Raw genomic sequence first — 24148 nt, 5'->3', positions numbered from 1 at the left:
AGATGCTGTGCAGTGGGTTATCGAAGCGCTTCGACATACGCTCGCACACGGGTGCACAACGGCTCAAAGTCGGTACATAGCGATTGAAATGGGTACATACGGTTGAGTAACACCCGTCAGTAGAGCGAGGTGAGCCCCCGATGTCCGTCTCCGAGCGCGAAGCACGCCAGGTCGCCGAGGCCGCGAGGGAGAGCGAGTGGCGCAGGCCCAGCTTCGCGAAGGAACTCTTCCTCGGCCGCCTCCGCCTCGACCTGGTCCACCCCCACCCCCGCCCGGACGCCGAGGAGGTCCGGCGCGGCGAGGAGTTCCTCGCCGCGCTCGGGGAGTTCTGCGCGGCGGAGGTGGACGGCATCGCGATCGACCGGGAGGGCCGCGTCCCCGACGGCGTGGTAAAGGGCCTCAAGGAGCTCGGCGCCCTCGGGATGAAGATCGACCCCGAGTACGGAGGCCTGGGTCTGAGCCAGCTGTACTACAACCGGGCGCTGGCCCTGGCCGGTTCCGCCAGCCCCGCCGTCGGCGCGCTGCTCTCGGCCCACCAGTCCATCGGCGTCCCCCAGCCGCTGAAGATGTTCGGCACCGAGGAGCAGAGGCGGGCCTTCCTGCCGCGCTGCGCCCGCACCGACGTCTCGGCGTTCCTGCTCACCGAGCCCGACGTGGGCTCCGACCCGGCCCGGCTGGCCACCACCGCCGTCCCCGACGGCGACGACTACGTGCTGGACGGCGTGAAGCTGTGGACCACCAACGGCGTCATCGCCGACCTGCTCGTCGTCATGGCCCGCGTCCCGGCCTCCGAGGGCCACCCCGGCGGCATCACCGCCTTCGTCGTCGAGGCCGACTCCGAAGGCGTCACCGTGGAGAACCGCAACGCCTTCATGGGCCTGCGCGGCATCGAGAACGGCGTCACCCGCCTCCACCGCGTCCGCGTCCCGGCCGCCCACCGCATCGGCCCCGAGGGCGCCGGGCTGAAGATCGCCCTGACCACCCTCAACACCGGGCGCCTCTCCCTGCCGGCGATGTGCGCGGGTGCGGGCAAGTGGTGCCTGAAGATCGCCCGCGAGTGGTCCGCGGCCCGCGAGCAGTGGGGCAAGCCGATCGCGTACCACGAGGCCGTCGGCTCCAAGGTCTCCTTCATCGCCGCGACCACCTTCGCCCTGGAAGCCGTCCTGGACCTGGCCTCCCGGATGGCCGACGAGGGCCGCCACGACATCCGCATCGAGGCCGCCCTCGCCAAGCTCTACGGCTCGGAGATGGCGTACCGGATGGCCGACGAACTGGTCCAGATCCGCGGCGGCCGCGGCTTCGAGACCGCCGACTCCCTCGCCGCCCGCGGCGAACGCGGCGTCCCGGCCGAGCAGATGCTGCGCGACCTGCGCATCAACCGCATCTTCGAGGGATCGACGGAGATCATGCACCTGCTCATCGCCCGCGAGGCCGTCGACGCCCACCTGTCGGCCGCGGGCGACCTGGTCGATCCCGACACCACCCTGGCCGACAAGGGGAGGGCGGCCGTCCGAGCCGGCGGCTTCTACGCCCGCTGGCTGCCGAAACTGGTCACCGGGCCCGGGCAGCTCCCCGGCACCTACCGGGAGTTCCATCCGGCCGGCCACCCGGACCTGGCCGTCCACCTGCGCTACGTCGAGCGCACCTGCCGGCGCCTGGCCCGCGCCACCTTCTACGGCATGTCCCGCTGGCAGGCGAAACTGGAGGGCAAGCAGGGCTTCCTGGGGCGGATCGTGGACATCGGCGCCGAGCTGTTCGCCATGAGCGCCGCCTGTGTGCGGGCCGAGATGCTGCGCTCCGACGGTGAGCACGGCCGCGCCGCCTACCAGCTCGCCGACGCCTTCTGCCGCCAGGCCCGCGTCCGCGTCGAGGAGCTCTTCGGCCGGCTGTGGACCAACACCGACGCCATCGACCGCACGGTCGCCCGCGGCGTCCTGGGCGGTGTCTACACCTGGCTGGAGGAGGGCGTGGTCGACCCCTCCACCCCCGGCCCCTGGATCGCCCCGGCCGCCCCCGGCCCCTCCACCCGCGCGGACGTCCACCGCAGCCTCGGCTGACGGGGCCGGTTCCGTCCGCTCCCGGCCGGACGCGCGAACGTGGAGGCCGTGTCCGCCGCAGCCCCGGACGGCCGCGGCGGACACCACGCCCCGTCCCGGTCGTGCGCCACCGGCCCATCCCCCTGGCCCCGGCGGGTCTGGAGTTCCTGTTTGCCCTCCACACCTTGCTGCTGTCGGCGCCGGGGCACGGAATCGGTCCGTCACGGCCCGGACCGTCGGCCACCGGACCCCGGCCCTTACCACGGGTGACCTCTCCCACGGCTGCTCCGGCCCCGCTTCCGGCGCCCCCCGCCGGGAATCGGGGCATCGGATCGAGCCAGTACGCCTTTGCCTCGGAGCGTCGGACACGACAGGATGCCGCCGCAGCCGTTCGCCCGGGCGGGTACGGGACCGCCTGCGGTCGCGAACGGTCCCGAGCGTGTGCGCCGATGGGGGGAGAGGCATGTCGTTCGACGAGGAGTGGAACCGGCTCGTGGCGGAGGCGAGCCGCAAGCGCGATGAGGCCCGCATGCGGCCTGCGTCCGCCGGAGACGGCGGCCGGAGCGGAACCGGGCTGGAGGAGGCGGACTTCGGTCTGCAGGCCGGGCCGGTCCGCTCGAAGGCCTCGGGCATCCGCACGGTGAACACGGAGTCCCGTTCCAAGTCGAAACTGTCCGACGCGCGGGCGGCGGGTCGGAGCCACTCCGGCTGGCTCGTCGGTGCTGCCAGCAACGACTGTGTGGACGCATGGCAGAGACGCCTTCGCGGTCTCGGCGATCTCGTCGAGGACGCGGCTGACGCCCTGACGAGGGCGATGGACCAGCAGATCGGCGAGGACCGTTCCATCGCGGCGGAACTGCGCGCCTCCGCCCGCTGGCTGGAGGGGGCCTGATGGTCTCCGTCAGCGAACTCGACACCGCCCGGCCCCAGAAGTGGCGGGAGGCCGCCGATGACGCGGTGAGAGCGGCGAAACAGTGCGACGGCCTCGCCTCCTACGCCCGCGACGAGGTCGCCGCGACGCTTCGGACCTGCTGGGTGGGCGACACCGGGGAGGCGGCCCGTCGTCGTTTCGTCAAACACGCGGACGACTACGAGGCGGCGGCCGTCGCGTTACGCGCTCTGGCACGCACCTACGACGATCTCGCCGATGACATCGCCGACGCCCAACGGGATCTGCGCAGCGCTCTCGACTACGCGCGCAGACACGATCTGACGGTGGACGACAGCGGCCGTGTACGGCAGAACCAGTCCGTCATGGGGCCCAAGGGCGGTGACGGTCACCTGGAGCCGGTGAGGCACACCCGCGACATCGTCTCCGGCGCCCTGGCCAAGGCCACTCGTGCGGACATCGGAACCGCCCGGGTGCTCCGGACGATCGAGGGACTCGCGACCATGGGCGATCCGAAGCTGGTGAGGGAAGCCCTCAAGGACAACAGCCCACTGGCCATCGCGCTGCGCCTGTCGGGTGGCCTGGACGGGCTGCACCCGGTCAACGTCCCCCCGGCGGTCCTCGCCGCGGTCGACCGGGCGGCGCAGGAGACCAACATCAGCAGGAAGCTCCTCCTGGCCATCCTGTGGCAGGAGCAGCAGTGGTACCAGAACCACAACCCGAGTCTGCGCGGACCGCTGACGGAATTCGGCCGGTTCTTCGACTGGAGCCTCGCCGTGGGGCCCTACCCGGGCAAGTCACTGGGGATCACGCACATGAAGCTGGAAACGGCACGGGACGTTCTCGAGAAGTACCGCGAGACGTTCGTCCTGACGGACGGCAGGTACATGAGTGAGCTCAGTGACGCTGAACTCGCCGCAGAAATCGAGGCCAACCCAGAACTGGACGTAAGACTCAGCGCCTACCACCTGAAGGACCTCCAAGAGAACCCGTATGGCGCCAGGACAGAAAAAGATCTGTTTGTGCTGTACGCCGCCGACACCCCGGACGTGCGGGAGCTGAACGAGCAGCACGGTACCGAATCCGGCCGGCGTGGAGGAGACATCAGGCCCCGGGGGGAGAACTGGGACAGGATCGAACCGCACCTTGAGGACGCCATGGCCTGGGAGGCTCTCAGTGAGGAGGAGCGCGCGCTGGCTGTCGCGCAGTTGGAGTCACAGACTCCCGCAGGACACCATGTCTCCGTCGACCCGATCTACAGAGCGGGTGGCCCCACCAGTGGCACCGGCACCGGTGAACCCGAGCCCGGCACCCCGTCCCCGAGCCCGGGCCCGTCGCCCGTTCCGCCGAAGGGTGGTTGAGCCGTGAAGAAGACCGTGACGGTGCTGCTCTCGTGTCTGCTGGTGATGGTGCTCACCGCCTGCGACGCGTTCACGCGGAACAGTTCGGAACCGCTCACGCCGATGCCGGACAATGTTCCCACAGGGCCGGTGTTCAAGACGGCAGACGATGTGGTCACGGCACTTGAGCGAGGCGGCATCGAATGTGTGGTTCTGCGGCGAAGGGCCAATGGTTCCGGTCTCGACTGCATGACCGAGGTCGACGGGGAGAAGGTCGAGAACGAAGTACATGTTCTGGATCCCAAGACGTTCAGCCGCGACGAGATCGGAGACTCCATCGCCAGTTGGCGTACGCCTCCGCGTCCCCGCACCCTGGTCGCTGCCGGGAACTGGTACATCCGGGTGTTGAACCCCCTCTACGCCCCGGAGATCGCCGAGGCCCTCGACGCGGTCGTCCTGCCACCGCTCTTTCCGCTGCCCGACATCCCCGGCGAGCCCCGGTACGCGGACCTCGACGCTCTGGCCGGTGCCTTGGAGGCGTCGGTGGGATGCGCGGACCGGAAGCCGGAGGAGGGGACCGAGAACGTGGTGACGTGTGTGACGGAGGGAGCGGAGGAGGCCTGCGCCCGTCTCGAACTGCACGCCACGCCGGCCGCCCGTGACGAGGCGATCCGCCTGGCCATCAGCGTTCCGGAGCTCCCCCGGTACATCGTCACCGCGGCCAACTGGTCCGTCCAGTTCTGCGACCACTCGACGGGGCGTACCGCGGCCCGTGAGCTGGGAGCGGCAGTGGTGGACCACCGCGGAGGCCCAAGGGCACCGGCCCCGTAACCGCCCTCCGGAACCGATGCTCCCCGGCGAGCACGGGAAAGGCGGCCGATCACGCGGGCAGGTCCTGAACCCGCCGATCGCCGGAACCGACCGCTCCCCGGCCGCTCTTCACCCCTCAACGCGCGCGGTCGTTCACCGCGGCTTCGACTGACGGGGCCGGCTCCGCCCATCGGGGGAGGGAAGGTCCTCGCCCCGGCGGGCGCCCCACCGGCCCGTCACCGGTACGCGGGGACCGGGGACGCGGCCACAGCCCGAGCGGGGTTTCCTTGCCGGCGAGCACAACCCGGTCGCCCGCGTGCCGGACTCAGAGCTGCTGCTGTGTCGCACCGGGCGGAAGCAGGCAGGGAGTGCTGATGGAGAAAAGAAGCTCGTCCTGAGGAGCGTGCCCTTCGGCCGACACAGTGAAACCCTTTTCCGGATGTGCCGCATCCAATAGGACGGAAGGCTTGCCGCCCCCTGTCTCCTGATACCCGTTTATCGTGTATCCACGTTTTTCCAGGTCTGCTCGAACTTTCTTTACGGCTTTCGCGTGTTCCGAAACCGGAAGGGAGGCCCGTGCGTAGTAGTCGAGGAGGAACCTTCCGTCCTCGGCCACCTCGTCGTTCTCCCCTACGCAGTCATGGAAGGCGGGCTTGACTGTTCCCTCCTTGATTTTCACCCCGGCCGATCTGGCCATGGATTCGGTGAAGTGGCGGGCCCAGTCTTCCGCGCCTTTCTTGCTCATTCGGGGAAGGGGCTCGTTCTTTTCGCTCGACATGCAACCCCCCAACATCAGTGCCGCCGTGAAAATGGCGATCAATCTTGTGGTAATTTTGAGTTCCAAGGGGTCCTATCCTGGAATTAGCAGGGGTGTTCCATCTGGTCCCACCGGGTTGATCTCGCTTTCCTTGCCGTGGTAGTACTCGCCTGTATTCGGCCGATGGCCGACTATTATTCGGCCCTGGTTTCTCAGGCTCTCCTTCCCTGAATCCCAGTAACTGCTGTGCCCTCCGTCGTTCACGGCAATGGGTTGAGCGCCGAACCCCTCCCTGGCGGGATTGATTCCGAGCGTGAGGTTCGATGCATGCTTGACGATCGGGTCCTGTTGGGTGGCGCCGACCCATACGTGGTCGGGGTCCACTTGCAGATCGGCGGCTTTGTCGACGCCCATACCGGGACTGCCCAAAGCGATGATGTCGTCCGCTTCCAATCCGCGGCCCCCGCTGGCTGCCACTCCCACCATGGTGGTTCCGTAGCTGTGGCCTGTCACGGTAAGGTGGCCGCGCCCGCCCTCGTGTGCGGCTCTGGTGCCCTCGGTGAAACCGCGCAGGTCGGCGGCGCCTTCCTCGGCTCGCCCCTTGGAGGCCACGCTGCCGTCGATCTCCGGGGCGTCGTAGCCGAGCCAGCTGATGACGGCGACGTCTTCGTTGGGGCTTTGCGCCAGGGCGGCGTCCTGGAGGCGGTCGATCCGCGAGATCTGACCGGGCATGCTGCCCAGATCGGTGTCCGTGCCCGGGACGAGAACGGCGGTGTGGTCGGCCTTGTCGGGATTTCCCATGGCCACGATGGCCTTGCCGTCGCCTTCCGTGCCGATCCCCAGAACATAGAGCTTTTTGTGTTCGGGGGACGCTTCGGTCTCGTCCAGGCGGTCCTTGAGTTTCTGGAGCGAGGCGTAAGTGGAGCGCTCGTGTATGCCGAGTGAGTTCTCCCGCAGGGCGTAGTCGTTCAGGTGGTTGTCGATCACGGTGCGGTTGGCCTGGTCGCGCACCGTGGCGGGCAGGCCGTCCAGTGCGCCGATCCGGTCGGGTAAGGCTGCAAGGTAGACGCGCTTCTCGCTGTCATCCAAGCCGTTCCACCACTCGGCGTTCTTCCCGGGCCGCTCGCTGTCCGGGACCGAGCCCTCTTCGAGTCCCATGAAATCGGCAACCCGCTGCGCGTCCTCGCGGGCTTTCTCGCCGCCGTAGCGTTTGTCGAGATCGAACGGATCGATCTGGCGCAGCGCCTCGGCTGCCTGTGAACTGGCGGTCAACGCATCGGAGATCGCGTCGCCGATGCGTGAGCGGTACATCCCGAGGTCGCGGTTCGCCTCCTGCTGAATATTCTCGTAGTCGGGATCGTTGTGATACCTCGGATCAACGGCCTTTTTTGGTTCGACCCACCCGTCGGCGGTCACGGTGTGTCCGGCTTCTTCGGCGTCGCGGACGGCGTTGCGCAGTTTCCGCTGAGCCGCCTGCATCCTGCCACTGAGTGTCTCCAGTACCGAGGCTATGAGACCCACATTCGTGCTGGCGGTTCCGAGCTTGCTCTCGGTCGCTTCCAGGGCTGCAAATCCGAAGTGAGCGCTTTCGCCTTCCCATCCTGCGGCGTGCAGTGGTCCGGAGACTTTCCCCCCGGAACCATTTTGCGCGTCGGAGAACTTTTCGACCAGGTTCTTCCATGACTTGGCGGCAGCATCGAGGTCGGAAAAATCCTGACGGAAGAGTTCGGCGTAATGCTCCGGCATGGTGAGGCGTCACCATCCCTTGAGCCGGCTCAGGACGTTCTCTTCGTTGACGTCGTGCCCATCGGCCACCATGCGCAGGCCGTCGGCGTGCTCACCCAATCGGCCGCGCAGCTTTCCCAGCGCGTCACCCCAGCCTTCTCCGGTCGATTTGAGTTGGGCTCCGACGGACCAGTGGCGCAGGGACTCTCCGGCGGCTGCGATGTCCCCCAATGCCTTGGACAGAGGTTTCCCTAAATCCTTGGAGATGGTGTCCGCCGCATGAGCCGATGCGCGCAGCTCGCCTGGTGAAATGTTGAGCTTTTCCCCCTGAAGGTTCCCCCACTGGTATCCGATCGGGTGGTGGAAGTGACTCTCCTCCAGTGAATCCGGAGGTGGGGGAGATGTTATCGGGCTCCGAGCGGGCCTGTCCCGGCCGACGGTGCCGAAGCCGCGACGGTCAGCCCGGAGCCGGCAGTCCGGCGGCGCGGGCCAGGACGCGGGCGGTGGTGCGTCCGGCCGCCAGGGCGGACGCGTTCCGGGTCGGGACGCAGCGTCCCCGCCCCGGGGCGTACTCGGCCCCCAGTACGCCCGCGTGGTCGGCGTCGGTCTCGGTGAGGTCGACCGGCCACCCCCACCGGTCGAGGACGGGCACGAAGTCCCGCGAGTGATGGACGGCCGCGATGTCGTCGGCGGTGCCGTGCACCAGGTGGACGGGGACCGGGTCGACGGACGTGGCGGCCAACTCGTCGCGCAGGTCGCGCAGTCCCGACTCCGGGCGCTCCCAGAGGTACTTGCCCGCGATTCCGACGACGGCCGTCGGCCGCACCCCGTCCAGCAGTTCGGGCCGGACGGCCGCGCTCATCGCCACGTACGCCCCCAGCGACCAACCCGCCGACACGATCCGGTCGGCGTCGCCGCCGAGTTCGCCCGCCCGCTCCCGCGCGAACCGCGCCGACGCCCGCAGGTGGCGCAGGCCGCCGTCGGCCGCGTCCGGGCGCCAGTCGGGCACCACGACCACCAGCCCCAGGCCGGCGGCCTCCCGCGCGAGCGGTGCGAGCACGTCCCGCTCGTCCGGCCCCCTGCCGTGCCACAGCAGGACGATCGGGGCGCCGCCGGCCGGCGGCCGGGCGGGCCGGTGGACGTCCGACAGTTTGCCGTCGGCCTCGTCGTAGACGACGCCGCGCTCCTCGGTCACCTCGGTTCCGTTCACACGCGGTCGAACGGTTCGGCGTAGGCGAAGGTGCCGCGCGGGCCGGGGCTGCCGGGTCCGTACGCGGAGAGCGTACGGACCTGGAAGTACCTCCCCCAGGCGGGATCGGGCGGGGTGACGCCGTACTCCGCCGAGGCGCGGAAGCCGAAGCGTCCGTAGTAGGCGGGCTCGCCGAGCAGGGCCACCAGCGGCTCGCCGAGGGCGTCGGCCGCACCCAGCACGGTGTGCACCAGCGCCGATCCGGTGCCGCGCCCCTGGTGGTCCGGGTGCACGCTCAGTGGGCCCAGCCCCAGCGCGGGGGTGTCCCCGACCCGTCCGCGGGTGCACACCACGTGCCCGACGATCCCGCCGTCCGGCGCCAGGGCCACCAGCGACAGCGCGGGCAACCACGCCGCGCAGTCGCGCAGTTCGTCCAGCAGGGTGACTTCGATCGGGACGGCCGTCCGCGACCGGGCGGCGAAGGCGGCCCCGGTGACGGCGCGTACGGCGGGGACGTCGGCGGGGGTCTCGCGTCGGATCAGCACCGGGGCATTCTCATCCCCGCCCGGGGCGCGGACAACGGGATTGCGCAGGCCCGGTCGTCCCCTGCGCGGCGCACGTGCTCCGGAAGTGCGTCCCACGGCTCGCTGCCGTAGGTGAACGCCGACCACCTGGGCGGGGGAGCGACTTGACGGCGACTATTCTCTCAGGGAATAGTCGCCGTCATGTCCACCGCAGCCCACGTCCTGCTCGCCCTGCTGGCCGCCGGGCCGCAGCACGGCTACGACCTGAAGAAGGCGCACGACCAGCGCTTCCCCCAGGCCAAACCGATCGCCTTCGGCCAGGTCTACGGCACGCTCGGCCGGCTGGAGCGCGACGGGCTGGTCGAGAAGCGGGGCCAGAGCCGCGAAGGGGGCCCGGACCGCACCGAGTTCGCCGTCACCGAGGCCGGCCGCGAGAAGCTGCGCGCCTGGATGGCGGAGATCGAGACGCCCGCCCCCTACGTCGGCAGCGTGCTGCTGGCCAAGGTCGTCGTCGCCCTGCTCGTCGACGGAGCCGACCAGGCCCGTGACTACCTCGCCGCCCAGCGCCGGGCCCACACCGCACGGCTGCGGGAGCTGACCGCCGTCAAGACCGACCCGGCCTCCTCTCTCGGCGACGTGGTCGCCGCGGACTTCGCCATCGCCCACCTCGACGCCGACCTGCGCTGGCTGCGCACCACGCTGGAGCGCGTCGCCGACCTGCACCGGGAGGTGCGCTCATGACGCTTCTGCAAGCCCGCGGGCTGGTGAGGTCCTACGGACCCACGCCCGCGCTCCGCGGCGTCGACCTGGAGGTGGCCGAGGGGGAGATCCTCGCCGTCACCGGGCCCAGCGGCTGCGGCAAGTCCACCCTGCTGCACTGCCTGGCCGGGATCCTCCGTCCCGACGAAGGCGAGGTGCTGTACGGGGGTCAGCGCCTCGGCACCCTCTCGGAGGCGGACCGCTCCCGGCTGCGGCGCACCGCGTTCGGGGTCCTCTTCCAGTTCGGGCAGCTCGTCGCGGAGCTGTCGGCGGCCGAGAACGTCGCCCTGCCGCTGCTGCTGGCCGGGAAGGGGCGGCGCGAGGCCCGGGCGGCCGCGCTGGAGTGGCTGGAGCGGCTGGACGCCGCCGACGTGGCCGACGCCCGGCCCGGCGAGATGTCCGGGGGCCAGCAGCAGCGGTGCGCCGCCGCACGCGCCCTGGTCACCGGCCCGAAGGTGCTCTTCGCCGACGAGCCCACCGGCGCGCTGGACGCGCTCGCCGGGGAGCGGCTGCTCGGGCAGCTGACACGGGTCGCCCACGAGCGGCGCACCAGCGTCGTGCTCGTCACCCACGACGCGTCCGTCGCCGCCTACGCCGACCGCGAGGTCGCCCTGCGGGACGGGGCCGTGGATCCGTCCGGCCTCGGCCTCGACATGCCGACGACGGTGCACGGCGGTGGCCGGTGAGACCCTCCGCGCTCCTCGGGCTGGCCCTCGCCGGGACCCGTACCGACGCCCTGCGGGTGGTGCTCACCGCCCTCAGCGCCCTCCTCGCCGCCCTGGCGGTGCTCGCCGCGCTGACCGTGCTGGCCGTCGAGGCGCCCGCCGGGCTCGGCCCGGGCGACGGCAGCGCCGCCTGGTCCGACCAGTACACCAACGCGCTGCTGCGTGAACCCGGGCTGCGGCCCGGCGTGGCCGCCGCCCTGCTGATGCTCGGCATCCCGGTGCTGGCCCTGGCCGGACAGTGCGCCCGGCTCGGCGCCCCCGCCCGCGACCGGCGGCTCGCCGCGATCCGGCTGGCCGGCGCCACCCCGCGCCAGACCACGGCCGTCGTCGCCGCCGAGACCGCGGTGGCGAGCCTGCTGGGCACCCTGGGCGGGCTCGCGGTCTACCTGATCGGACACGAGGTGCTGCACCGGCCGGACGCCGAGGGCAGGTTGCGCCTTCCCACCGACGTCCTGCCGTCCGTGCCCGCAACGGCCGCCACCGTGCTGGGCCTGCCGCTGCTCGCGGCGGCGACGGCCGCGGTGATGCTGCGCCGGGTGGCGGTGGATCCGCTCGGCGTGGCGCGCCGCACGCGTCCGAAGGGGACGCCGAAGCCGTGGCCGGGCGTCCTGCTGGCCCTCGGGGCCGGCGCGTTCCTCGCCTACGAGGGGCTGTGGACGTGGTACGACGAGACCCGCGACGCCTCCTTCACTTTCCCCCTGCCGCTCGTCCTGCTCCTCGGGGGCGGGCTCCTGGCCGCCCTCGGCGTCGTGCTCGGGACGGGCTGGATCTCCCACACCGCCGGCCGGGTGCTGCACCGCTTCGCCCGGCGCCCCGCACCGCTGCTGGCCGCCCGGCGGCTGCTCGCCGACCCCTGGCACGGCAGCCGCACCCTCGCCGCGCTGCTGGTGGCCGTGGTCTTCGGCGCCGGCGCCCTGACCGGGCGCTCCTACTTCACCGCGATGGACGAGGCCCGGCGGGAGGTGTGGCGGCTCCACGCCGAGGCGGCCGGCGGAACGGGGGCGGACGTGTACCGGGCCGACCCCTTCTACCTGAGGAGCATGGACCTGGTGGACACGGCCGTGACCGTGGCGCTGGTGATCGCGGCCGGCGGAATGCTGGTGGCCGTCGCCGAGGCCGTCGTCGCCCGCCGCCGCACCCACGCCGCCCTGGCGGCCTGCGGAGTGCCCCGCCCGGTGCTGGCCCGGGCGCTGCTGTGGCAGACGTTCACACCCCTGGTCCCGGCCGTGCTGTCGGCCATGGCCGTGGGCACCCTGATGGGCCGGGGCTACTTCGGCCCGGAGGTGCGGGAGTACGGCGGCCAGGCGCAGGTCTGCGACGCGGATCCCGCCTTGTGCGAGGGGAACTTCGAGAAGCACAGCCGCTTCGTCGAGGTACCCGACGTCGTGCGCGCCGTCCCCGTGCCCCTGGACGACCTGGCGCTCCACGGGCTGGGCGTCCTGGCCCTCGTCGCGGTCGCCACCGGTATCGGCCTGCTGTTCCTGCGCTCCGGCACGGCGGTGGAGGAACTGCGCACCGGGTGACGGCCGGGCGGCGCGGTGCGACGCGGTGTCCGGTCCGTCTCGCGGACCGGACAGAATGGGGGGATGACCGACAGTCCCGCCCCTCTCGCCGACCCGCACCTGAGCCACCCGGCCGGCGCCGCCGACGCCCCCGCCGACGGACCGCGCGACATCGTGATCCTGGGCTCCACCGGATCGATCGGCACCCAGGCCGTCGACGTGGTGCTCGGCAACCCCGACCGCTTCCGGGTGACCGCGCTGTCCGCCGCGGGCGGACGGGTGGAGCTGCTGGCCGAGCAGGCCCACCGGCTGCGGGTCCGCGCCGTCGCGGTCTCCCGCGCGGACAAGGCCGGCGAGCTGCGCGAGGCGCTGCGCGCCCGCTACGGCCCGGCCGAGCCCCTGCCCGAGGTGCTGGCCGGGCCGAACGCGGCCTGCGAGCTGGCCGCGTCCGAGTGCCACACCGTCCTCAACGGCATCACCGGCTCCATCGGGCTGCGCCCCACCCTCGCCGCGCTGGAGGCGGGCCGCACCCTGGCCCTGGCCAACAAGGAGTCCCTGATCGTCGGCGGTCCGCTGGTGAAGGCCCTGGCGAAGCCCGGCCAGATCGTCCCCGTCGACTCCGAGCACTCCGCCCTCTTCCAGGCCCTGCTGGGCGGCACCCGGGCCGAGGTGCGCAAGCTGCTGGTCACCGCCTCCGGCGGCCCCTTCCGGGGACGCAGCCGCGCGGAGCTTCGGAACGTCACGCCCGCCGACGCCCTGGCCCACCCCACCTGGGCCATGGGCCCGGTCATCACGATCAACTCCGCGACCCTGGTCAACAAGGGGCTGGAGGTCATCGAGGCCCACCTGCTGTACGACATCCCCTTCGACCGCATCGAGGTCGTCGTCCATCCGCAGTCCTACATTCACTCGATGGTGGAGTTCACCGACGGGTCCACCCTCGCCCAGTGCGGGCCGCCCGACATGCGGCTGCCCATCGCGCTCGGTCTGGGCTGGCCGCACCGGGTGCCCGACGCCGGTCCCGTCTTCGACTGGTCCACGGCGATGAGCTGGGAGTTCCTCCCCCTGGACGAGGAGGCGTTCCCGTCCGTGGCGCTGGCCCGCCACGTCGGTGCCCTCGGCGGCACCGCCCCGGCGGTCTTCAACGCGGCCAACGAGGAGTGCGTCGAGGCGTTCCTGTCCGGCGGGCTGTCCTTCACCGGCATAGTGGATACCGTCGCCGCGGTGGTCGAGGAGCACGGCACCCCCCGGGGAGGCGGGCTGACCCTGGAGGACGTCCTCGACGCCGAGGAGTGGGCGCGCGCCCGCGCCCGGGAACTGGCGGCGCGTACGGTACGTACCACTGGTGCGACGACAGCGGAGGCACGCGCATGACGACGGTGATGACCATCCTCGGCATAGTCGTCTTCGTCGTCGGGCTGCTGTTCTCCATCGCCTGGCACGAGCTGGGCCACCTGTCGACGGCCAAGATGTTCGGCGTCCGGGTGCCGCAGTACATGGTCGGCTTCGGGCCCACCCTGTGGTCGAGGAAGGTCGGCGAGACCGAGTACGGCATCAAGGCGATCCCGCTCGGCGGCTACATCCGCATGATCGGCATGTTCCCGCCCGGCGAGGACGGCGCCCTGCGCAAGCGCTCCACCTCGCCCTTCCGGGGCATGATCGAGGACGCTCGCGCCGCCGCCTTCGAGGAGCTCCAGCCGGGCGACGAGAAGCGGCTGTTCTACACGCGCAAGCCCTGGAAGCGCGTGATCGTGATGTTCGCCGGGCCCTTCATGAACCTGGTGCTGGCCGTGGTGGTCTTCGTCACCACGCTGATGGCCTTCGGCATCAGCACGCAGACCACCACCGTCGCCACCGTCTCCGACTGCGTCATCAAGGTCTCGGAGCGGACCGACACCTGCCCCGAGGGCGCCCCGGACTCCCCGGCCAAGGCGGCCGGCCTCAGGCCCGGCGACACCATCGTCGCCTTCGACGGGAAGGAGGTCGCCGAGTGGGGCGACCTCCAGCAGCGCATCCGCGACACCATCGGCCCGGCCACCGTCACCGTCGAGCGCGACGGCGAGCGCAAGGTCCTCCACGCCAACCTGGTGAAGAACGAGGTCGCCAAGTCCGACGGGCGCGGCGGCTACGTCGAGGGCGAGTACGTCACCACCGGCTTCCTGGGGTTCTCCCCGGCCACCGGCGTGGTCGAGCAGACCTTCCCGCAGGCCGTGGACCGCATGGGCGACATGATGGTCAGCGGCGTCGACGCCCTGCTCAGCCTCCCGGAGAAGATCCCCGGGCTGTGGGACGCCGCCTTCAACGGCGCCGAGCGCGAGCAGGACTCGCCCATGGGCGTGGTCGGCGCGGCCCGCGTCGGCGGTGACGTCTTCGCCCTGGAGATCCCCGCCGAACAACGGGTGGCGGTGATGCTCTTCCTGGTGGCGGGCTTCAACCTGTCGCTGTTCCTGTTCAACATGCTGCCGCTGCTGCCGCTGGACGGCGGCCACATCGCGGGCGCGCTGTGGGAGTCGGTGCGCCGGGGCGTCGCCCGGGTCCTGCGCCGTCCCGACCCCGGGCCGTTCGACGTGGCCAAGCTGATGCCGGTGGCCTACGTGGTGGCGGGTGTCTTCGTCTGCTTCACCCTGCTGGTCCTCATCGCGGACATCGTCAACCCGGTGCGCCTGACGGGGTGAGGCCAGGGCGCGTGCGGAGCGGAGGGCGCGCGGACCCGGCGCGTCCTCCGCTCCGCACGCGGGCACCGGCCCCGCGATGTGCCCGGGGCGGTGGACGTACCGTAATCTCGGATGCCTGAGACCGCCGCCGAACGGGGCACTGAACCACAGCTTGGGGTCGCACCACATGACAGCCATTTCACTCGGAATGCCGTCCGTACCAGCCAAACTGGCCGACAGACGGATCAGCCGGAAGATCCAGGTCGGTTCGGTGGCCGTCGGCGGCGACGCCCCGGTCTCCGTGCAGTCGATGACCACCACCGTCACCGCGGACGTCGGCGCCACGCTCCAGCAGATCGCCGAGCTGACCGCCGCCGGCTGCGAGATCGTCCGCGTGGCGTGCCCGTCCCAGGACGACGCCGAGGCCCTGCCGGCCATCGCGAAGAAGTCCCAGATCCCGGTGATCGCGGACATCCACTTCCAGCCCAAGTACGTCTTCGCCGCCATCGACGCCGGCTGCGCCGCCGTCCGTGTCAACCCGGGCAACATCCGGCAGTTCGACGACAAGGTCAAGGAGATCGCCAAGGCGGCCTCCGACGCCGGCGTCCCGATCCGCATCGGCGTCAACGCCGGATCCCTGGACAAGCGGCTGCTGGCCAAGTACGGCAAGGCCACCCCCGAGGCGCTGGTGGAGTCCGCGCTGTGGGAGTGCTCCCTGTTCGAGGAGCACGGCTTCCGCGACATCAAGATCTCGGTCAAGCACAACGACCCGGTCGTGATGGTCAACGCCTACCGGCTGCTGGCCCGGAAGTGCGACTACCCCCTGCACCTGGGCGTCACCGAGGCCGGGCCGGCCTTCCAGGGCACCATCAAGTCCGCCGTCGCCTTCGGCGCCCTGCTGTCCGAGGGCATCGGCGACACCATCCGCGTCTCCCTGTCGGCGCCCCCGGTGGAGGAGGTCAAGGTCGGCCTCCAGATCCTGGAGTCCCTCGGTCTGCGCCAGCGCCGCCTGGAGATCGTCTCCTGCCCCTCCTGCGGCCGGGCCCAGGTGGACGTCTACAAGCTCGCCGACGAGGTCACCGCCGGTCTCGAGGGCATGGAGGTGCCGCTGCGGGTGGCCGTCATGGGCTGTGTCGTCAACGGCCCCGGCGAGGCCCGCGAGGCCGACCTCGGCGTCGCCTCCGGCAACGGCAAGGGCCAGATCTTCGTCAAGGGCGAGGTCATCAAGACCGTGCCCGAGTCCAAGATCGTCGAGACCCTCATCGACGAGGCCATGAAGATCGCCGAGCAGATGGAGAAGGACGGCGTGGCGTCCGGCGAGCCGCAGGTCTCCGTCAGCTGACCCGAGGCCCGGTCCGGCACCGCCCGTGCCGCGGCCGCACCGCACCCGCCGGCACCGCGCCCCCGCGGCCCGAGAGGTAGAGTCGGGAGACCGCACCCCCATCTCGGCACCCCCGACCCCCCTCGGGCCGCACGGTGAGGCATTTCCACGTGTTGACGACCACCACCACCCGCGTCGTGGAACCGCACGAGTTCGACGACGCCCTCGCGGTGCTCGACCGCGAGCCCGTCGCCAACGCCTTCGTCGCCTCCCGGGTCCGCGTCTCCGGGCTGGACCCGTGGCGGCTGGGCGGTGAGATGTGGGGCTGGTACCACCGGGGGCGCCTGGAGTCCCTGTGCTACTCCGGCGCCAACCTCGTGCCCGTCTGCGCCGGGCCGGAGGCGGTGCGCGCCTTCGCCGAGCGGGCCCGCCGCCAGGGGCGCCGCTGCTCCTCCGTCGTCGGCCCCGCCGGACCCACCGCCGACCTGTGGGCCCGTCTGGAGCCGCACTGGGGGCCCGCGCGGGACGTCCGCCGCCATCAGCCGCTGATGGCCACCGACACCCTCCCCGAGGGCATACGGCCCGACCCGTACGTGCGGCGCGTCCGCAAGGACGAGATGGACGTGCTGATGCCCGCCTGCGTGGCGATGTTCACCGAGGAGGTCGGCGTCTCGCCGCTGGCCGGCGACGGTGGGCTGGTCTACCAGGCCCGGGTCGCCGAACTGGTCGGCACCGGCCGCTCCTTCGCCCGCATCGAGGACGGCCGGGTGGTCTTCAAGGCCGAGATCGGCGCCGTCACCCCGCACGCCTGCCAGATCCAGGGGGTGTGGGTCGCCCCCGAGCGCCGCGGCCGGGGCCTGTCCGTGACCGGCATGGCGGCGGTGCTGCGCTACGCCCTGACCGAGGTCGCCCCGGTCGCCAGCCTCTACGTCAACGACTACAACGCCGCCGCCCGCGCGACCTACCGGAAGGTGGGCTTCCGTGAGGTCGGCGCGTTCATGAGCGTACTGTTCTGAGCCGCCCGGTGCCGGTGAAGTAGGGTCGGCGGTCATGAAGGACGTCGTGGTCGGTCCACTGGACCTGGCAGCCCGGGTGGACGAGGCGCTCGCGGTGCAGGCCGTCGCCTTCGGGCTGACCGACGACGAGGTGGGGGTGCGCCGCCACATCGTGCTGCGGCACGCGGCCGTCCCCGGCGCCCGCGCCCTGGGCGCCACCACCCCGGAGGGCCGGCTGGTGGGCTTCGTCTACGGTATGCCCAACGACCGCGCCCAGTGGTGGTCCACGGTCGTCGAGCCCTACCTGCGGCGCGAGGGCAACGCCGAGTGGCTCGACAACGCCTTCGTCATCACCGAACTGCACGTCCACCCGGCGTACCAGAAGCGCGGCATCGGCCGGGAGCTGATCACGGCGATCACCGACACCGCCGAGGAGCCCCGCTCGATCCTCTCGGCGATCGACACCGAGAGCCCCGCCCGTGCCCTCTACCGCTCCCTGGGCTACCGCGATCTGGCCCGCAACGTGCTGTTCCCCAGCGCGCCCAGCCCGTACGCGGTGATGGGGGCGCCGCTGCCGCTGCGGCGGTGAGGGGGTGAGGCGCCCCGGCGGAGCCGGGCGCACCGCCCCCGCCGCGTCGCCGGTAGTCTCCTGCGCGGGGCGCGGCACGCCGCCCGCCCGCACCACCGCACACCACACAGCCCGCAGGAGTACCCCATGGCAGCCCGCGTCCAGCGCATGTCCCGTCTGATGGTCAAGACACTGCGCGAGGACCCGGCCGACGCCGAGACCCTCAGCCACCGGCTCCTGGTCCGCGCCGGTTACGTCCGCCGCACCGCCGCCGGGATCTGGACCTGGCTGCCGCTGGGCAAGCAGGTGCTGGAGAACGTCGCCCGGATCGTCCGCGAGGAGATGGACGCCATCGGCGCCCAGGAGGTGCTGCTGCCGGCCCTGCTGCCCAAGGAGCCGTACGAGGAGACCGGGCGCTGGGAGGAGTACGGCGACCTGCTGTTCCGGCTGAAGGACCGCAAGGGCGCCGACTACCTGCTCGGCCCCACCCACGAGGAGATCTTCACCCAGGTCGTCAAGGACCAGTGCGCGTCCTACAAGGACCTGCCGGTGATGCTCTACCAGATCCAGACCAAGTACCGGGACGAGGCCCGGCCGCGCTCGGGCATCCTGCGGGGCCGGGAGTTCCTGATGAAGGACTCCTACTCCTTCGACACCTCCGACGAGGAGCTGGCCGAGTCCTACCGGCTGCACCGCGAGGCGTACGTGCGGATCTTCACCCGGCTCGGCCTGGACCACCGGATCGTCTCCGCGATCTCCGGCGCGATGGGCGGCTCGGCCTCCGAGGAGTTCCTCGCCCCGGCCGCCGCAGGCGAGGACACCTTCGCCGACTGCCCCTCCTGCGGCTACGCGGCCAACACCGAGGCCGTCACCTTCCCCCTGAACCCCGCCGGCGACCCCCTGGGCCACCCGCCGCTCGAGGAGCTGGACACCCCCGACACCCCCACCATCGAGACCCTCGCCGAGCACCTGGGCGTGCCCGCCTCCGCCACCCTGAAGAACCTCCTGGTCAAGGTGGACGGCGAGATCTGGGCCGTGGGCGTGCCCGGCGACCGCGAGGTGGACCTGGGCAAGCTCGCCGAGCACCTGGCGCCCGCCACCGTCGAACTGGTCACCGCCGAGGACTTCACCGGCCGCCCCGCCCTGGTGCGCGGCTACGTCGGCCCGCAGGGCCTGGCCGGCACCGCCTTCCGCTACGTCGCCGACCCGCGCGTGGCCCCCGGCACCTCCTGGATCACCGGTGCCAACAAGCCCGACACCCACGCCCGCAACGTGGTGTGCGGCCGGGACTTCGAGGTCGACGAGTACCTGGACGTGGTCACCGTCGAGCCCGGTGACCCCTGCCCGTCCTGCGGCGCCGGACTGAAGCTGGACCGGGCCATCGAGATCGGCCACATCTTCCAGCTCGGCCGCAAGTACGCCGACGCCTTCGGGCTGGACGTGCTGGGGAAGGACGGCAAGCCCGTCCGCGTCACCATGGGCTCCTACGGCATCGGCGTCTCGCGCGCCGTGGCCGCGCTGGCGGAGCAGACCGCCGACGCCCAGGGCCTGTGCTGGCCGCGGGAGGTGGCCCCGGCGGACGTCCACGTCGTCGCCGCGGGCAAGGGCACCCAGATCGAGCTGGCCCTGGAGCTGGCCGGCCGGCTGGCCGCTGCCGGGGTGCGGGTCCTGGTCGACGACCGGGCCGGGGTCTCGCCCGGGGTGAAGTTCACCGACGCGGAGCTGATCGGCGTCCCCGAGATCCTGGTGGTGGGCCGCGGCGCGGCCAAGGGCCTGGTGGAGCTGAAGGACCGGCGCACCGGCGAGCGCGAGGAGCTGCCGGTGGAGGAGGCCGTGGAGCGGCTGGCCGCCCGCGCCTGATCCGCTCCGGCCCGGGGCCCGCGTCCGGTCCGCGACCCGCCGGACGCGGCGCCCCGCGCCGCAGCCCCGCGCCCCCGCCGTCCGCGCGCACGCCGCGGCCGGCCGCCGGTCAGAGCCAGCCCGCGAACTCCAGGAGCATCTCGCCGTCCGCGCCCGCGCCGGCGGCGAAGTGCCGGGAGGCCGACTCCACCGCCCGGTACAGGCTCCAGCCGCGCAGCCGCTCCCGGTCCACCTCCAGGGCGTCCGCCAGCTTGCGCACCCGGCGCCGGGTCAGGGAGGAGGCACCGGAGGTGGCCCCCAGGTCGTGCAGCCGGTCGCGCACCAGCCGGGCCAGGTCGTAGGCGCGCTCGCCGACCAGGGGATCGGGGCCGACGGCCAGCCAGTGCGCCCGCCCGGGACCGGCCGAGAGCACGGCGCCCTGCCGGAAGTCGCCGTGCAGCAGCAGTTCCTCGGGGGCGTCGGCGAGCAGCGCCGAGCACAGCTCCAGCGCCTCGTCGGCCAGCGCGCGGGCCTCCGCCGGCAGGTGCCGCCGGATCCGCTCCGCGGCCCGCGCGGTGTGCTCGGCCACGGTGGTGAAGGGGTGTCCCCCGCCGCCGGGCGCCGGGGGCACCCACAGCCGGCGCAGCGACGAGACCGCCTCCAGGTTGGCCTTGGCCTCCGGCAGGGAGCGCAGCGAGACCTCGGCGTGCAGCCGCTCCAGCAGCAGCGCCCCCGTCTTCGGATCCGCCTCCAGCAGCCGCACCGCGCCGTGCCCGCCCCAGCGGTCCAGGGCCGCCGCCTCCGCCGCGGCGCCGTCCGCGCGCAGCTTCAGCGCGGCCGGGGCGCCGTCCGCCCGGCGCACCAGGACCACCAGGCTGCCGCGCCCGCCGGGCGCCACCACCCGCTCGGCCGACAGGTCCCAGCGGGCCAGTGCGCCCGCCAGCAGCTCGGGGAGGCGCGCCAGCCAGGGGGAGTCCGCTCCCAGGGAGCGCACCAGCCGCTGCGGCGGGCCGACGTGGGGGGCGGATGCCATGCGCGAGCGGTTCCCTTCCGTCGTCCTGTCCGTCCGTGGGCCCGTGCCGTCCGCCCCGCCGGATCCCCGCAGGAGCTCAGAAGGTCTCCGGGGGCGCCGTGGCGGAGCGCTCGGCGAGCCCAGGGAAGGGTACGCCCGTACCGCGCCAGCGCACCGCGCGGACCGCCGCCTCCCGCAGCGCGTCCGCCGCCTCCCGCCGCAGCTCGCCCTCGCCGGCGCGGACCAGGTCGGCGTAGACGGCGGCCACCCGGTCCTCCAGCTCGGCGGCCAGCCGCACCGCGGCGGCGCCGTCCGGGACCGCGAAGGGGAGCGAGTAGGCCGCTGCGGCGGGCCGGGGCGTGCCGCCCAGCCTCCGCACAGTGCGGCGCAGGGCGTCGCGGCGCGCGCGGTGCGCGTCGTAGGCCTGGCGTGCCTCGTCGCGCCGCTCCCCGGCGATCCGCCCGCCCACGACGCCGTAGCCGTAGACGGCGGCGTGCTCGGCGGCGAGCGCGGCCTGGAGGGCGGTGAGCGCGGCGGACTCCCCGGCCTGTCCGGACCGTCCGGGCGCCGCGGCCGGAGCGGAGGCCGGGGCGAGCGCGGCGGCGTCCGCCGTCCGGCCGGTCCGTGCCGTTCGGGATGTCCGGGTCATCTCCCACCGCCGTCCGTGAGCAGGTACGCGTGCGCCGCGCCCGCCGCCGCGACGGACGCCAGCAGCCGGGCCAGTTCGGGCGGAGCGCCCTCGAGGGACCTGAGCAGCGCGTCGGCCCTGGCGCGCTCGGCGTCCACCAGGGCGGTCAGCGCCCGCCCGCCGTCCGCGGGCACCGCCGGCGCGGAGGGGCCCGCCGAGGGCGAGGGGCTTCCCGGCACGTCCTTCCGCGCCGTGCCGCCGAACGCCTTCACGTGCCGCGCCACGTCCGCCCGCAGCGGCTCCAGCCGCCCGGCGAGGGAGGGGTGCGCGGCGAGGGTGCGGTCGTAGCGGCCCAGCAGTTCGGCGCTGCGCCGCGCCGCGTCGCGCCGCAACCGCTCCGCGCGGGTGAGGAGTTCGCGCTCGGCGGCCTCGGGACCCCCGCCGGAGCACCCCGCCAGAAGCAGGGCTGCGGCCCCCGTGACCCCGGTGGCCAGCAGGCTCCGCCGGTGCGGACGCGAGTCGATCGGCACGGGTGCTCCCTGGGGAGGTGGTTCGAACGGCACGCCGGGGAGGCCGCGGGAACCCGCGGTGATCAGCGCCCTGCGAGCGTACCCGTGTTCGCACCGTCCCCCGCGGCGGGTCACCTCCGCGCCCGCGGCATGCCCCCTGCGGGGGACGGCCGCCCGGCGCAGTCGTCCGGATCATCTGGTCGGCGCGGCTCGCCGCAGACGATAGGCTTGACCCCCGAACCCCCAGGACTGGATGTTTCCACAACAGCACACGCGGCCGAGGAGTCACCCGGATGAGCACCACCCAGAGCGAGAGGCTGCGAGGACTGCTGGAGCCGCTTGCGGTCAGCAGAGGTCTGGATCTGGAAGAGGTCACCGTGACCCCGGCGGGCAGAAGGCGCGTGCTGCGCGTGGTGGTGGACTCCGACGAGGGCGTGCAGCTGGACACCTGCGCCGAGCTGAGCCGCGCCGCGTCCGAGGTGTTGGACTCCACGGACGTGATGGGCGGGGCCCCCTACGTCCTGGAGGTCACCTCGCCCGGTACCGACCGCCCGCTGACCGAGCCGCGGCACTACCGCCGCGCCGTCGGCAGGCTGGTCAAGGCGCAGCTGACCGAGGAGGCGGGCGGCGGCGAGCTGCTCGCCCGGATCACCGCGGCGGACGAGGAGGGGCTGGACCTGGAGGTCCCCGGCGTCAAGGGCCGCAGGCCCACCGCCCGCCGGCTCGCCTTCGGCGAGATCGCCAGGGCCAGGGTGGAGATCGAGTTCAACCGCAAGGCCGCCGGCAGGACCGACGGTGCACGTCAGGCTGCGGCCTCTGACGACGAGAGCCAGGAGGAGGCGTAGCCGTGGACATCGACATGAGTGCCCTGCGGGGCCTGGTCAGGGAGAAGGAGATCTCCTTCGACCTGCTGGTGGAGGCGATCGAGGCGGCGCTGCTGATCGCCTACCACCGCACCGAGGGCAGCCGCCGCCACGCCCGCGTGGAGCTGGACCGCTCCACCGGCCACGTGACGGTGTGGGCCAAGGAGGACCCGGCGGACCTGCCGGAGGGCGCCGAGCCGCGCGAGTTCGACGACACTCCCTCCGGCTTCGGCCGGATCGCCGCGACGACCGCCAAGCAGGTCATCCTGCAGCGGCTGCGGGACGCCGAGGAGGAGGTCACCTTCGGCGAGTACGCCGGACGCGAGGGCGACATCGTCGCGGGAGTCGTCCAGCAGGGGAAGGACCCGCGCAGCGTCCTCGTCGACATCGGGAAGCTCGAGGCGATCCTGCCCCCGCAGGAGCAGGTGCCCGGCGAGGACTACTCGCACGGCACCCGGCTGCGCACCTACGTCGTGCGGGTGGTCAAGGGCGTCCGGGGGCCGTCGGTGACGCTCTCGCGGACCCACCCCAACCTGGTGAAGAAGCTCTTCGCCCTGGAGGTGCCGGAGATCGCCGACGGCTCGGTGGAGATCGCCGCCATCGCCCGCGAGGCCGGCCACCGGACCAAGATCGCGGTGCGGTCCACCCGTCCGGGTCTGAACGCCAAGGGCGCGTGCATCGGCCCGATGGGCGGCCGGGTGCGCAACGTCATGGCCGAGCTCAACGGTGAGAAGATCGACATCGTGGACTGGTCGGACGACCCGGCCGAGATGGTGGCCAACGCCCTCTCGCCCGCCCGGGTGAGCAGGGTGGACGTCGTCGACGCCGCCGCCCGGTCGGCCCGGGTGACCGTGCCCGACTACCAGCTGTCGCTGGCGATCGGCAAGGAGGGGCAGAACGCCCGGCTCGCCGCCCGGCTCACCGGCTGGCGGATCGACATCCGCCCGGACACCGAGCAGGGCGGGGAACGCTGAGACGGGCCGGAGCGGGGGTGCGGAACAGGGCGTCCGGACGGGCGGTCACCGTCCGTACCCCGCCGACGACCCCCCACCAACGGCGCAATCGGCGCGGGGAGGTAGACTGGAAGGTGTCTGACCGGACGCGCACCCGCGCATGCCCTGAACGCACCTGCGTGGGTTGCCGGGAGCGGTCGGGCAAGGGCGAAATGCTGCGTGTGGTGCTGGTCGAGGGCGGATGCGTTCCCGATCATCGCGGTACGCTGCCCGGCCGGGGTGCGTACGTGCACCCCACACCGACCTGTGTCGATCTGGCGGTCCGCCGCCGGGCGTTCCAGCGGGCCTTCCGGGTCCCTGGGCCGCTTGATACCGCGGAGCTGCACACCGCAGTGCCGCGGGAGACACCGTAAGACAGCAAGCACGCACGACGCCCGTACGGCACCCCGCCGTACGGGAGAGGTACCTCGCGAGTTGGAAGTAGGTCGAGATTGCGATGAGCACTCGATGAGTACGCGATGAGTACGCCCATGCAGTAGCGAAGGTCCGG

At 72.4% G+C, this 24148-nt stretch carries 24 protein-coding genes; 16 read left to right on the top strand and 8 right to left on the bottom strand.

Features of this window, described 5'->3' with window-relative positions:
* The first annotated feature begins 140 nt into the window (after nucleotides 1-140).
* The 4 genes from ACFSJS_RS25475 to ACFSJS_RS25460 all read left to right on the top strand — a co-directional run bounded on the left by ACFSJS_RS25475 (nucleotide 141) and on the right by ACFSJS_RS25460 (nucleotide 5096).
* On the top strand, nucleotides 141-2057 hold the full coding sequence (locus ACFSJS_RS25475) for an acyl-CoA dehydrogenase family protein (RefSeq protein ID WP_380904394.1): 1917 nt from the start codon (nucleotides 141-143) through the stop codon (nucleotides 2055-2057).
* A gap of 442 nt (nucleotides 2058-2499) precedes the next feature.
* Complete coding sequence (locus ACFSJS_RS25470; RefSeq protein ID WP_380904392.1) at nucleotides 2500-2928, top strand: hypothetical protein; 429 nt, start codon at nucleotides 2500-2502, stop codon at nucleotides 2926-2928.
* Nucleotides 2928-4286, top strand: coding sequence for a hypothetical protein (locus ACFSJS_RS25465; RefSeq protein WP_380904390.1), 1359 nt, complete (start codon nucleotides 2928-2930; stop codon nucleotides 4284-4286). The genes ACFSJS_RS25470 and ACFSJS_RS25465 overlap by 1 nt, the downstream gene beginning before the upstream one ends.
* A 3-nt stretch (nucleotides 4287-4289) precedes the next feature.
* Nucleotides 4290-5096: a hypothetical protein gene (locus ACFSJS_RS25460; RefSeq protein WP_380904388.1), complete on the top strand. Its 807-nt coding sequence runs from the start codon at nucleotides 4290-4292 to the stop codon at nucleotides 5094-5096.
* A 304-nt stretch (nucleotides 5097-5400) separates the two neighbouring features.
* Here ACFSJS_RS25460 and ACFSJS_RS25455 read toward each other — a convergent pair whose 3' ends face one another.
* The 5 genes from ACFSJS_RS25455 to ACFSJS_RS25435 all read right to left on the bottom strand — a co-directional run bounded on the left by ACFSJS_RS25455 (nucleotide 5401) and on the right by ACFSJS_RS25435 (nucleotide 9291).
* Nucleotides 5401-5919, bottom strand: a complete 519-nt coding sequence (locus tag ACFSJS_RS25455) for a hypothetical protein (protein ID WP_380904386.1) — start codon at nucleotides 5917-5919, stop codon at nucleotides 5401-5403.
* 6 nt (nucleotides 5920-5925) lie between these two features.
* Nucleotides 5926-7578 carry an alpha/beta hydrolase gene (locus ACFSJS_RS25450; RefSeq protein ID WP_380904384.1) on the bottom strand — a complete coding sequence of 551 codons (1653 nt, stop codon included), beginning with the start codon at nucleotides 7576-7578 and terminating at the stop codon, nucleotides 5926-5928.
* Between the two features lie 9 nt (nucleotides 7579-7587).
* Nucleotides 7588-7788, bottom strand: coding sequence for a hypothetical protein (locus ACFSJS_RS25445; protein ID WP_380904382.1), 201 nt, complete (start codon nucleotides 7786-7788; stop codon nucleotides 7588-7590).
* Between the two features lie 226 nt (nucleotides 7789-8014).
* Nucleotides 8015-8767: an alpha/beta hydrolase gene (locus tag ACFSJS_RS25440; RefSeq protein WP_380904380.1), complete on the bottom strand. Its 753-nt coding sequence runs from the start codon at nucleotides 8765-8767 to the stop codon at nucleotides 8015-8017.
* On the bottom strand, nucleotides 8764-9291 hold the full coding sequence (locus ACFSJS_RS25435; protein WP_380904378.1) for a GNAT family N-acetyltransferase: 528 nt from the start codon (nucleotides 9289-9291) through the stop codon (nucleotides 8764-8766). Before ACFSJS_RS25435 ends, ACFSJS_RS25440 begins: the two co-directional genes overlap by 4 nt.
* Nucleotides 9292-9471: 180 nt before the next feature.
* Here ACFSJS_RS25435 and ACFSJS_RS25430 point away from each other — a divergent pair, with 180 nt between their 5' ends.
* From ACFSJS_RS25430 to ACFSJS_RS25390, 9 genes are all read left to right on the top strand, one after another.
* On the top strand, nucleotides 9472-10011 hold the full coding sequence (locus ACFSJS_RS25430) for a PadR family transcriptional regulator (RefSeq protein WP_380904376.1): 540 nt from the start codon (nucleotides 9472-9474) through the stop codon (nucleotides 10009-10011).
* Nucleotides 10008-10715 carry an ABC transporter ATP-binding protein gene (locus ACFSJS_RS25425; protein WP_380904374.1) on the top strand — a complete coding sequence of 236 codons (708 nt, stop codon included), beginning with the start codon at nucleotides 10008-10010 and terminating at the stop codon, nucleotides 10713-10715. Before ACFSJS_RS25430 ends, ACFSJS_RS25425 begins: the two co-directional genes overlap by 4 nt.
* Nucleotides 10712-12277 carry a hypothetical protein gene (locus tag ACFSJS_RS25420; RefSeq protein WP_380904372.1) on the top strand — a complete coding sequence of 522 codons (1566 nt, stop codon included), beginning with the start codon at nucleotides 10712-10714 and terminating at the stop codon, nucleotides 12275-12277. Before ACFSJS_RS25425 ends, ACFSJS_RS25420 begins: the two co-directional genes overlap by 4 nt.
* 63 nt (nucleotides 12278-12340) lie before the next feature.
* On the top strand, nucleotides 12341-13630 hold the full coding sequence (gene dxr, locus ACFSJS_RS25415; protein WP_380904370.1) for a 1-deoxy-D-xylulose-5-phosphate reductoisomerase: 1290 nt from the start codon (nucleotides 12341-12343) through the stop codon (nucleotides 13628-13630).
* A complete protein-coding gene (locus ACFSJS_RS25410; protein WP_380904369.1) occupies nucleotides 13627-14931 on the top strand; it encodes a M50 family metallopeptidase in 1305 nt (434 codons plus the stop codon). Before dxr ends, ACFSJS_RS25410 begins: the two co-directional genes overlap by 4 nt.
* A 166-nt stretch (nucleotides 14932-15097) precedes the next feature.
* Nucleotides 15098-16252: a flavodoxin-dependent (E)-4-hydroxy-3-methylbut-2-enyl-diphosphate synthase gene (ispG, locus tag ACFSJS_RS25405; protein ID WP_380904368.1), complete on the top strand. Its 1155-nt coding sequence runs from the start codon at nucleotides 15098-15100 to the stop codon at nucleotides 16250-16252.
* Between the two features lie 149 nt (nucleotides 16253-16401).
* Nucleotides 16402-17247: a GNAT family N-acetyltransferase gene (locus ACFSJS_RS25400; RefSeq protein ID WP_380904367.1), complete on the top strand. Its 846-nt coding sequence runs from the start codon at nucleotides 16402-16404 to the stop codon at nucleotides 17245-17247.
* A gap of 34 nt (nucleotides 17248-17281) precedes the next feature.
* A complete protein-coding gene (locus ACFSJS_RS25395; RefSeq protein WP_380904366.1) occupies nucleotides 17282-17815 on the top strand; it encodes a GNAT family N-acetyltransferase in 534 nt (177 codons plus the stop codon).
* Nucleotides 17816-17941: 126 nt separating this feature from the next.
* Entirely contained in the window at nucleotides 17942-19654 is a 1713-nt protein-coding gene (locus tag ACFSJS_RS25390; RefSeq protein WP_380904364.1) for a proline--tRNA ligase, read from the top strand.
* A 109-nt stretch (nucleotides 19655-19763) separates the two neighbouring features.
* Here ACFSJS_RS25390 and ACFSJS_RS25385 read toward each other — a convergent pair whose 3' ends face one another.
* The 3 genes from ACFSJS_RS25385 to ACFSJS_RS25375 form a co-directional block, all read right to left on the bottom strand.
* On the bottom strand, nucleotides 19764-20666 hold the full coding sequence (locus ACFSJS_RS25385; protein ID WP_380904362.1) for an aminoglycoside phosphotransferase family protein: 903 nt from the start codon (nucleotides 20664-20666) through the stop codon (nucleotides 19764-19766).
* A 76-nt stretch (nucleotides 20667-20742) separates the two neighbouring features.
* The gene (locus ACFSJS_RS25380) at nucleotides 20743-21294 is read right to left on the bottom strand and encodes a ferritin-like domain-containing protein (RefSeq protein ID WP_380904360.1); all 552 of its coding nucleotides are present in this window, start codon (nucleotides 21292-21294) and stop codon (nucleotides 20743-20745) included.
* Entirely contained in the window at nucleotides 21291-21803 is a 513-nt protein-coding gene (locus ACFSJS_RS25375) for a hypothetical protein (RefSeq protein ID WP_380904358.1), read from the bottom strand. The genes ACFSJS_RS25380 and ACFSJS_RS25375 overlap by 4 nt, the downstream gene beginning before the upstream one ends.
* Before the next feature lie 272 nt (nucleotides 21804-22075).
* Between ACFSJS_RS25375 and rimP the strand changes: the two genes are divergently transcribed.
* The 3 genes from rimP (at nucleotide 22076) to ACFSJS_RS25360 (ending at nucleotide 24011) form a co-directional block, all read left to right on the top strand.
* On the top strand, nucleotides 22076-22627 hold the full coding sequence (gene rimP, locus ACFSJS_RS25370; RefSeq protein WP_380904356.1) for a ribosome maturation factor RimP: 552 nt from the start codon (nucleotides 22076-22078) through the stop codon (nucleotides 22625-22627).
* Between the two features lie 2 nt (nucleotides 22628-22629).
* Nucleotides 22630-23619: a transcription termination factor NusA gene (nusA, locus tag ACFSJS_RS25365; protein WP_380904354.1), complete on the top strand. Its 990-nt coding sequence runs from the start codon at nucleotides 22630-22632 to the stop codon at nucleotides 23617-23619.
* A gap of 113 nt (nucleotides 23620-23732) precedes the next feature.
* Nucleotides 23733-24011, top strand: a complete 279-nt coding sequence (locus tag ACFSJS_RS25360) for a YlxR family protein (RefSeq protein WP_380904352.1) — start codon at nucleotides 23733-23735, stop codon at nucleotides 24009-24011.
* The last annotated feature ends 137 nt before the right edge of the window (nucleotides 24012-24148 follow it).

Origin of the sequence: Streptomyces desertarenae (assembly GCF_042681365.1) — a bacterium.
Lineage (GTDB): Bacteria > Actinomycetota > Actinomycetes > Streptomycetales > Streptomycetaceae > Streptomyces > Streptomyces desertarenae.
This window is presented reverse-complemented; position numbering and strand designations above follow the sequence as displayed.

Bases quoted from the DNA above. Each gene is read 5' to 3' on its own strand.
- ACFSJS_RS25425 (WP_380904374.1), top strand. From the start codon at position 10,008: ATGACGCTTCTGCAAGCCCGCGGGCTGGTGAGGTCCTACGGACCCACG.
- ACFSJS_RS25465 (WP_380904390.1), top strand. From the start codon at position 2,928: ATGGTCTCCGTCAGCGAACTCGACACCGCCCGGCCCCAGAAGTGGCGG.
- dxr (WP_380904370.1), top strand. From the start codon at position 12,341: ATGACCGACAGTCCCGCCCCTCTCGCCGACCCGCACCTGAGCCACCCG.
- ACFSJS_RS25430 (WP_380904376.1), top strand. From the start codon at position 9,472: ATGTCCACCGCAGCCCACGTCCTGCTCGCCCTGCTGGCCGCCGGGCCG.
- rimP (WP_380904356.1), top strand. From the start codon at position 22,076: ATGAGCACCACCCAGAGCGAGAGGCTGCGAGGACTGCTGGAGCCGCTT.
- ACFSJS_RS25390 (WP_380904364.1), top strand. From the start codon at position 17,942: ATGGCAGCCCGCGTCCAGCGCATGTCCCGTCTGATGGTCAAGACACTG.
- ispG (WP_380904368.1), top strand. From the start codon at position 15,098: ATGACAGCCATTTCACTCGGAATGCCGTCCGTACCAGCCAAACTGGCC.
- ACFSJS_RS25475 (WP_380904394.1), top strand. From the start codon at position 141: ATGTCCGTCTCCGAGCGCGAAGCACGCCAGGTCGCCGAGGCCGCGAGG.
- ACFSJS_RS25385 (WP_380904362.1), bottom strand. From the start codon at position 20,666: ATGGCATCCGCCCCCCACGTCGGCCCGCCGCAGCGGCTGGTGCGCTCC.
- ACFSJS_RS25450 (WP_380904384.1), bottom strand. From the start codon at position 7,578: ATGCCGGAGCATTACGCCGAACTCTTCCGTCAGGATTTTTCCGACCTC.
- ACFSJS_RS25380 (WP_380904360.1), bottom strand. From the start codon at position 21,294: ATGACCCGGACATCCCGAACGGCACGGACCGGCCGGACGGCGGACGCC.
- ACFSJS_RS25470 (WP_380904392.1), top strand. From the start codon at position 2,500: ATGTCGTTCGACGAGGAGTGGAACCGGCTCGTGGCGGAGGCGAGCCGC.
- ACFSJS_RS25395 (WP_380904366.1), top strand. From the start codon at position 17,282: ATGAAGGACGTCGTGGTCGGTCCACTGGACCTGGCAGCCCGGGTGGAC.
- ACFSJS_RS25410 (WP_380904369.1), top strand. From the start codon at position 13,627: ATGACGACGGTGATGACCATCCTCGGCATAGTCGTCTTCGTCGTCGGG.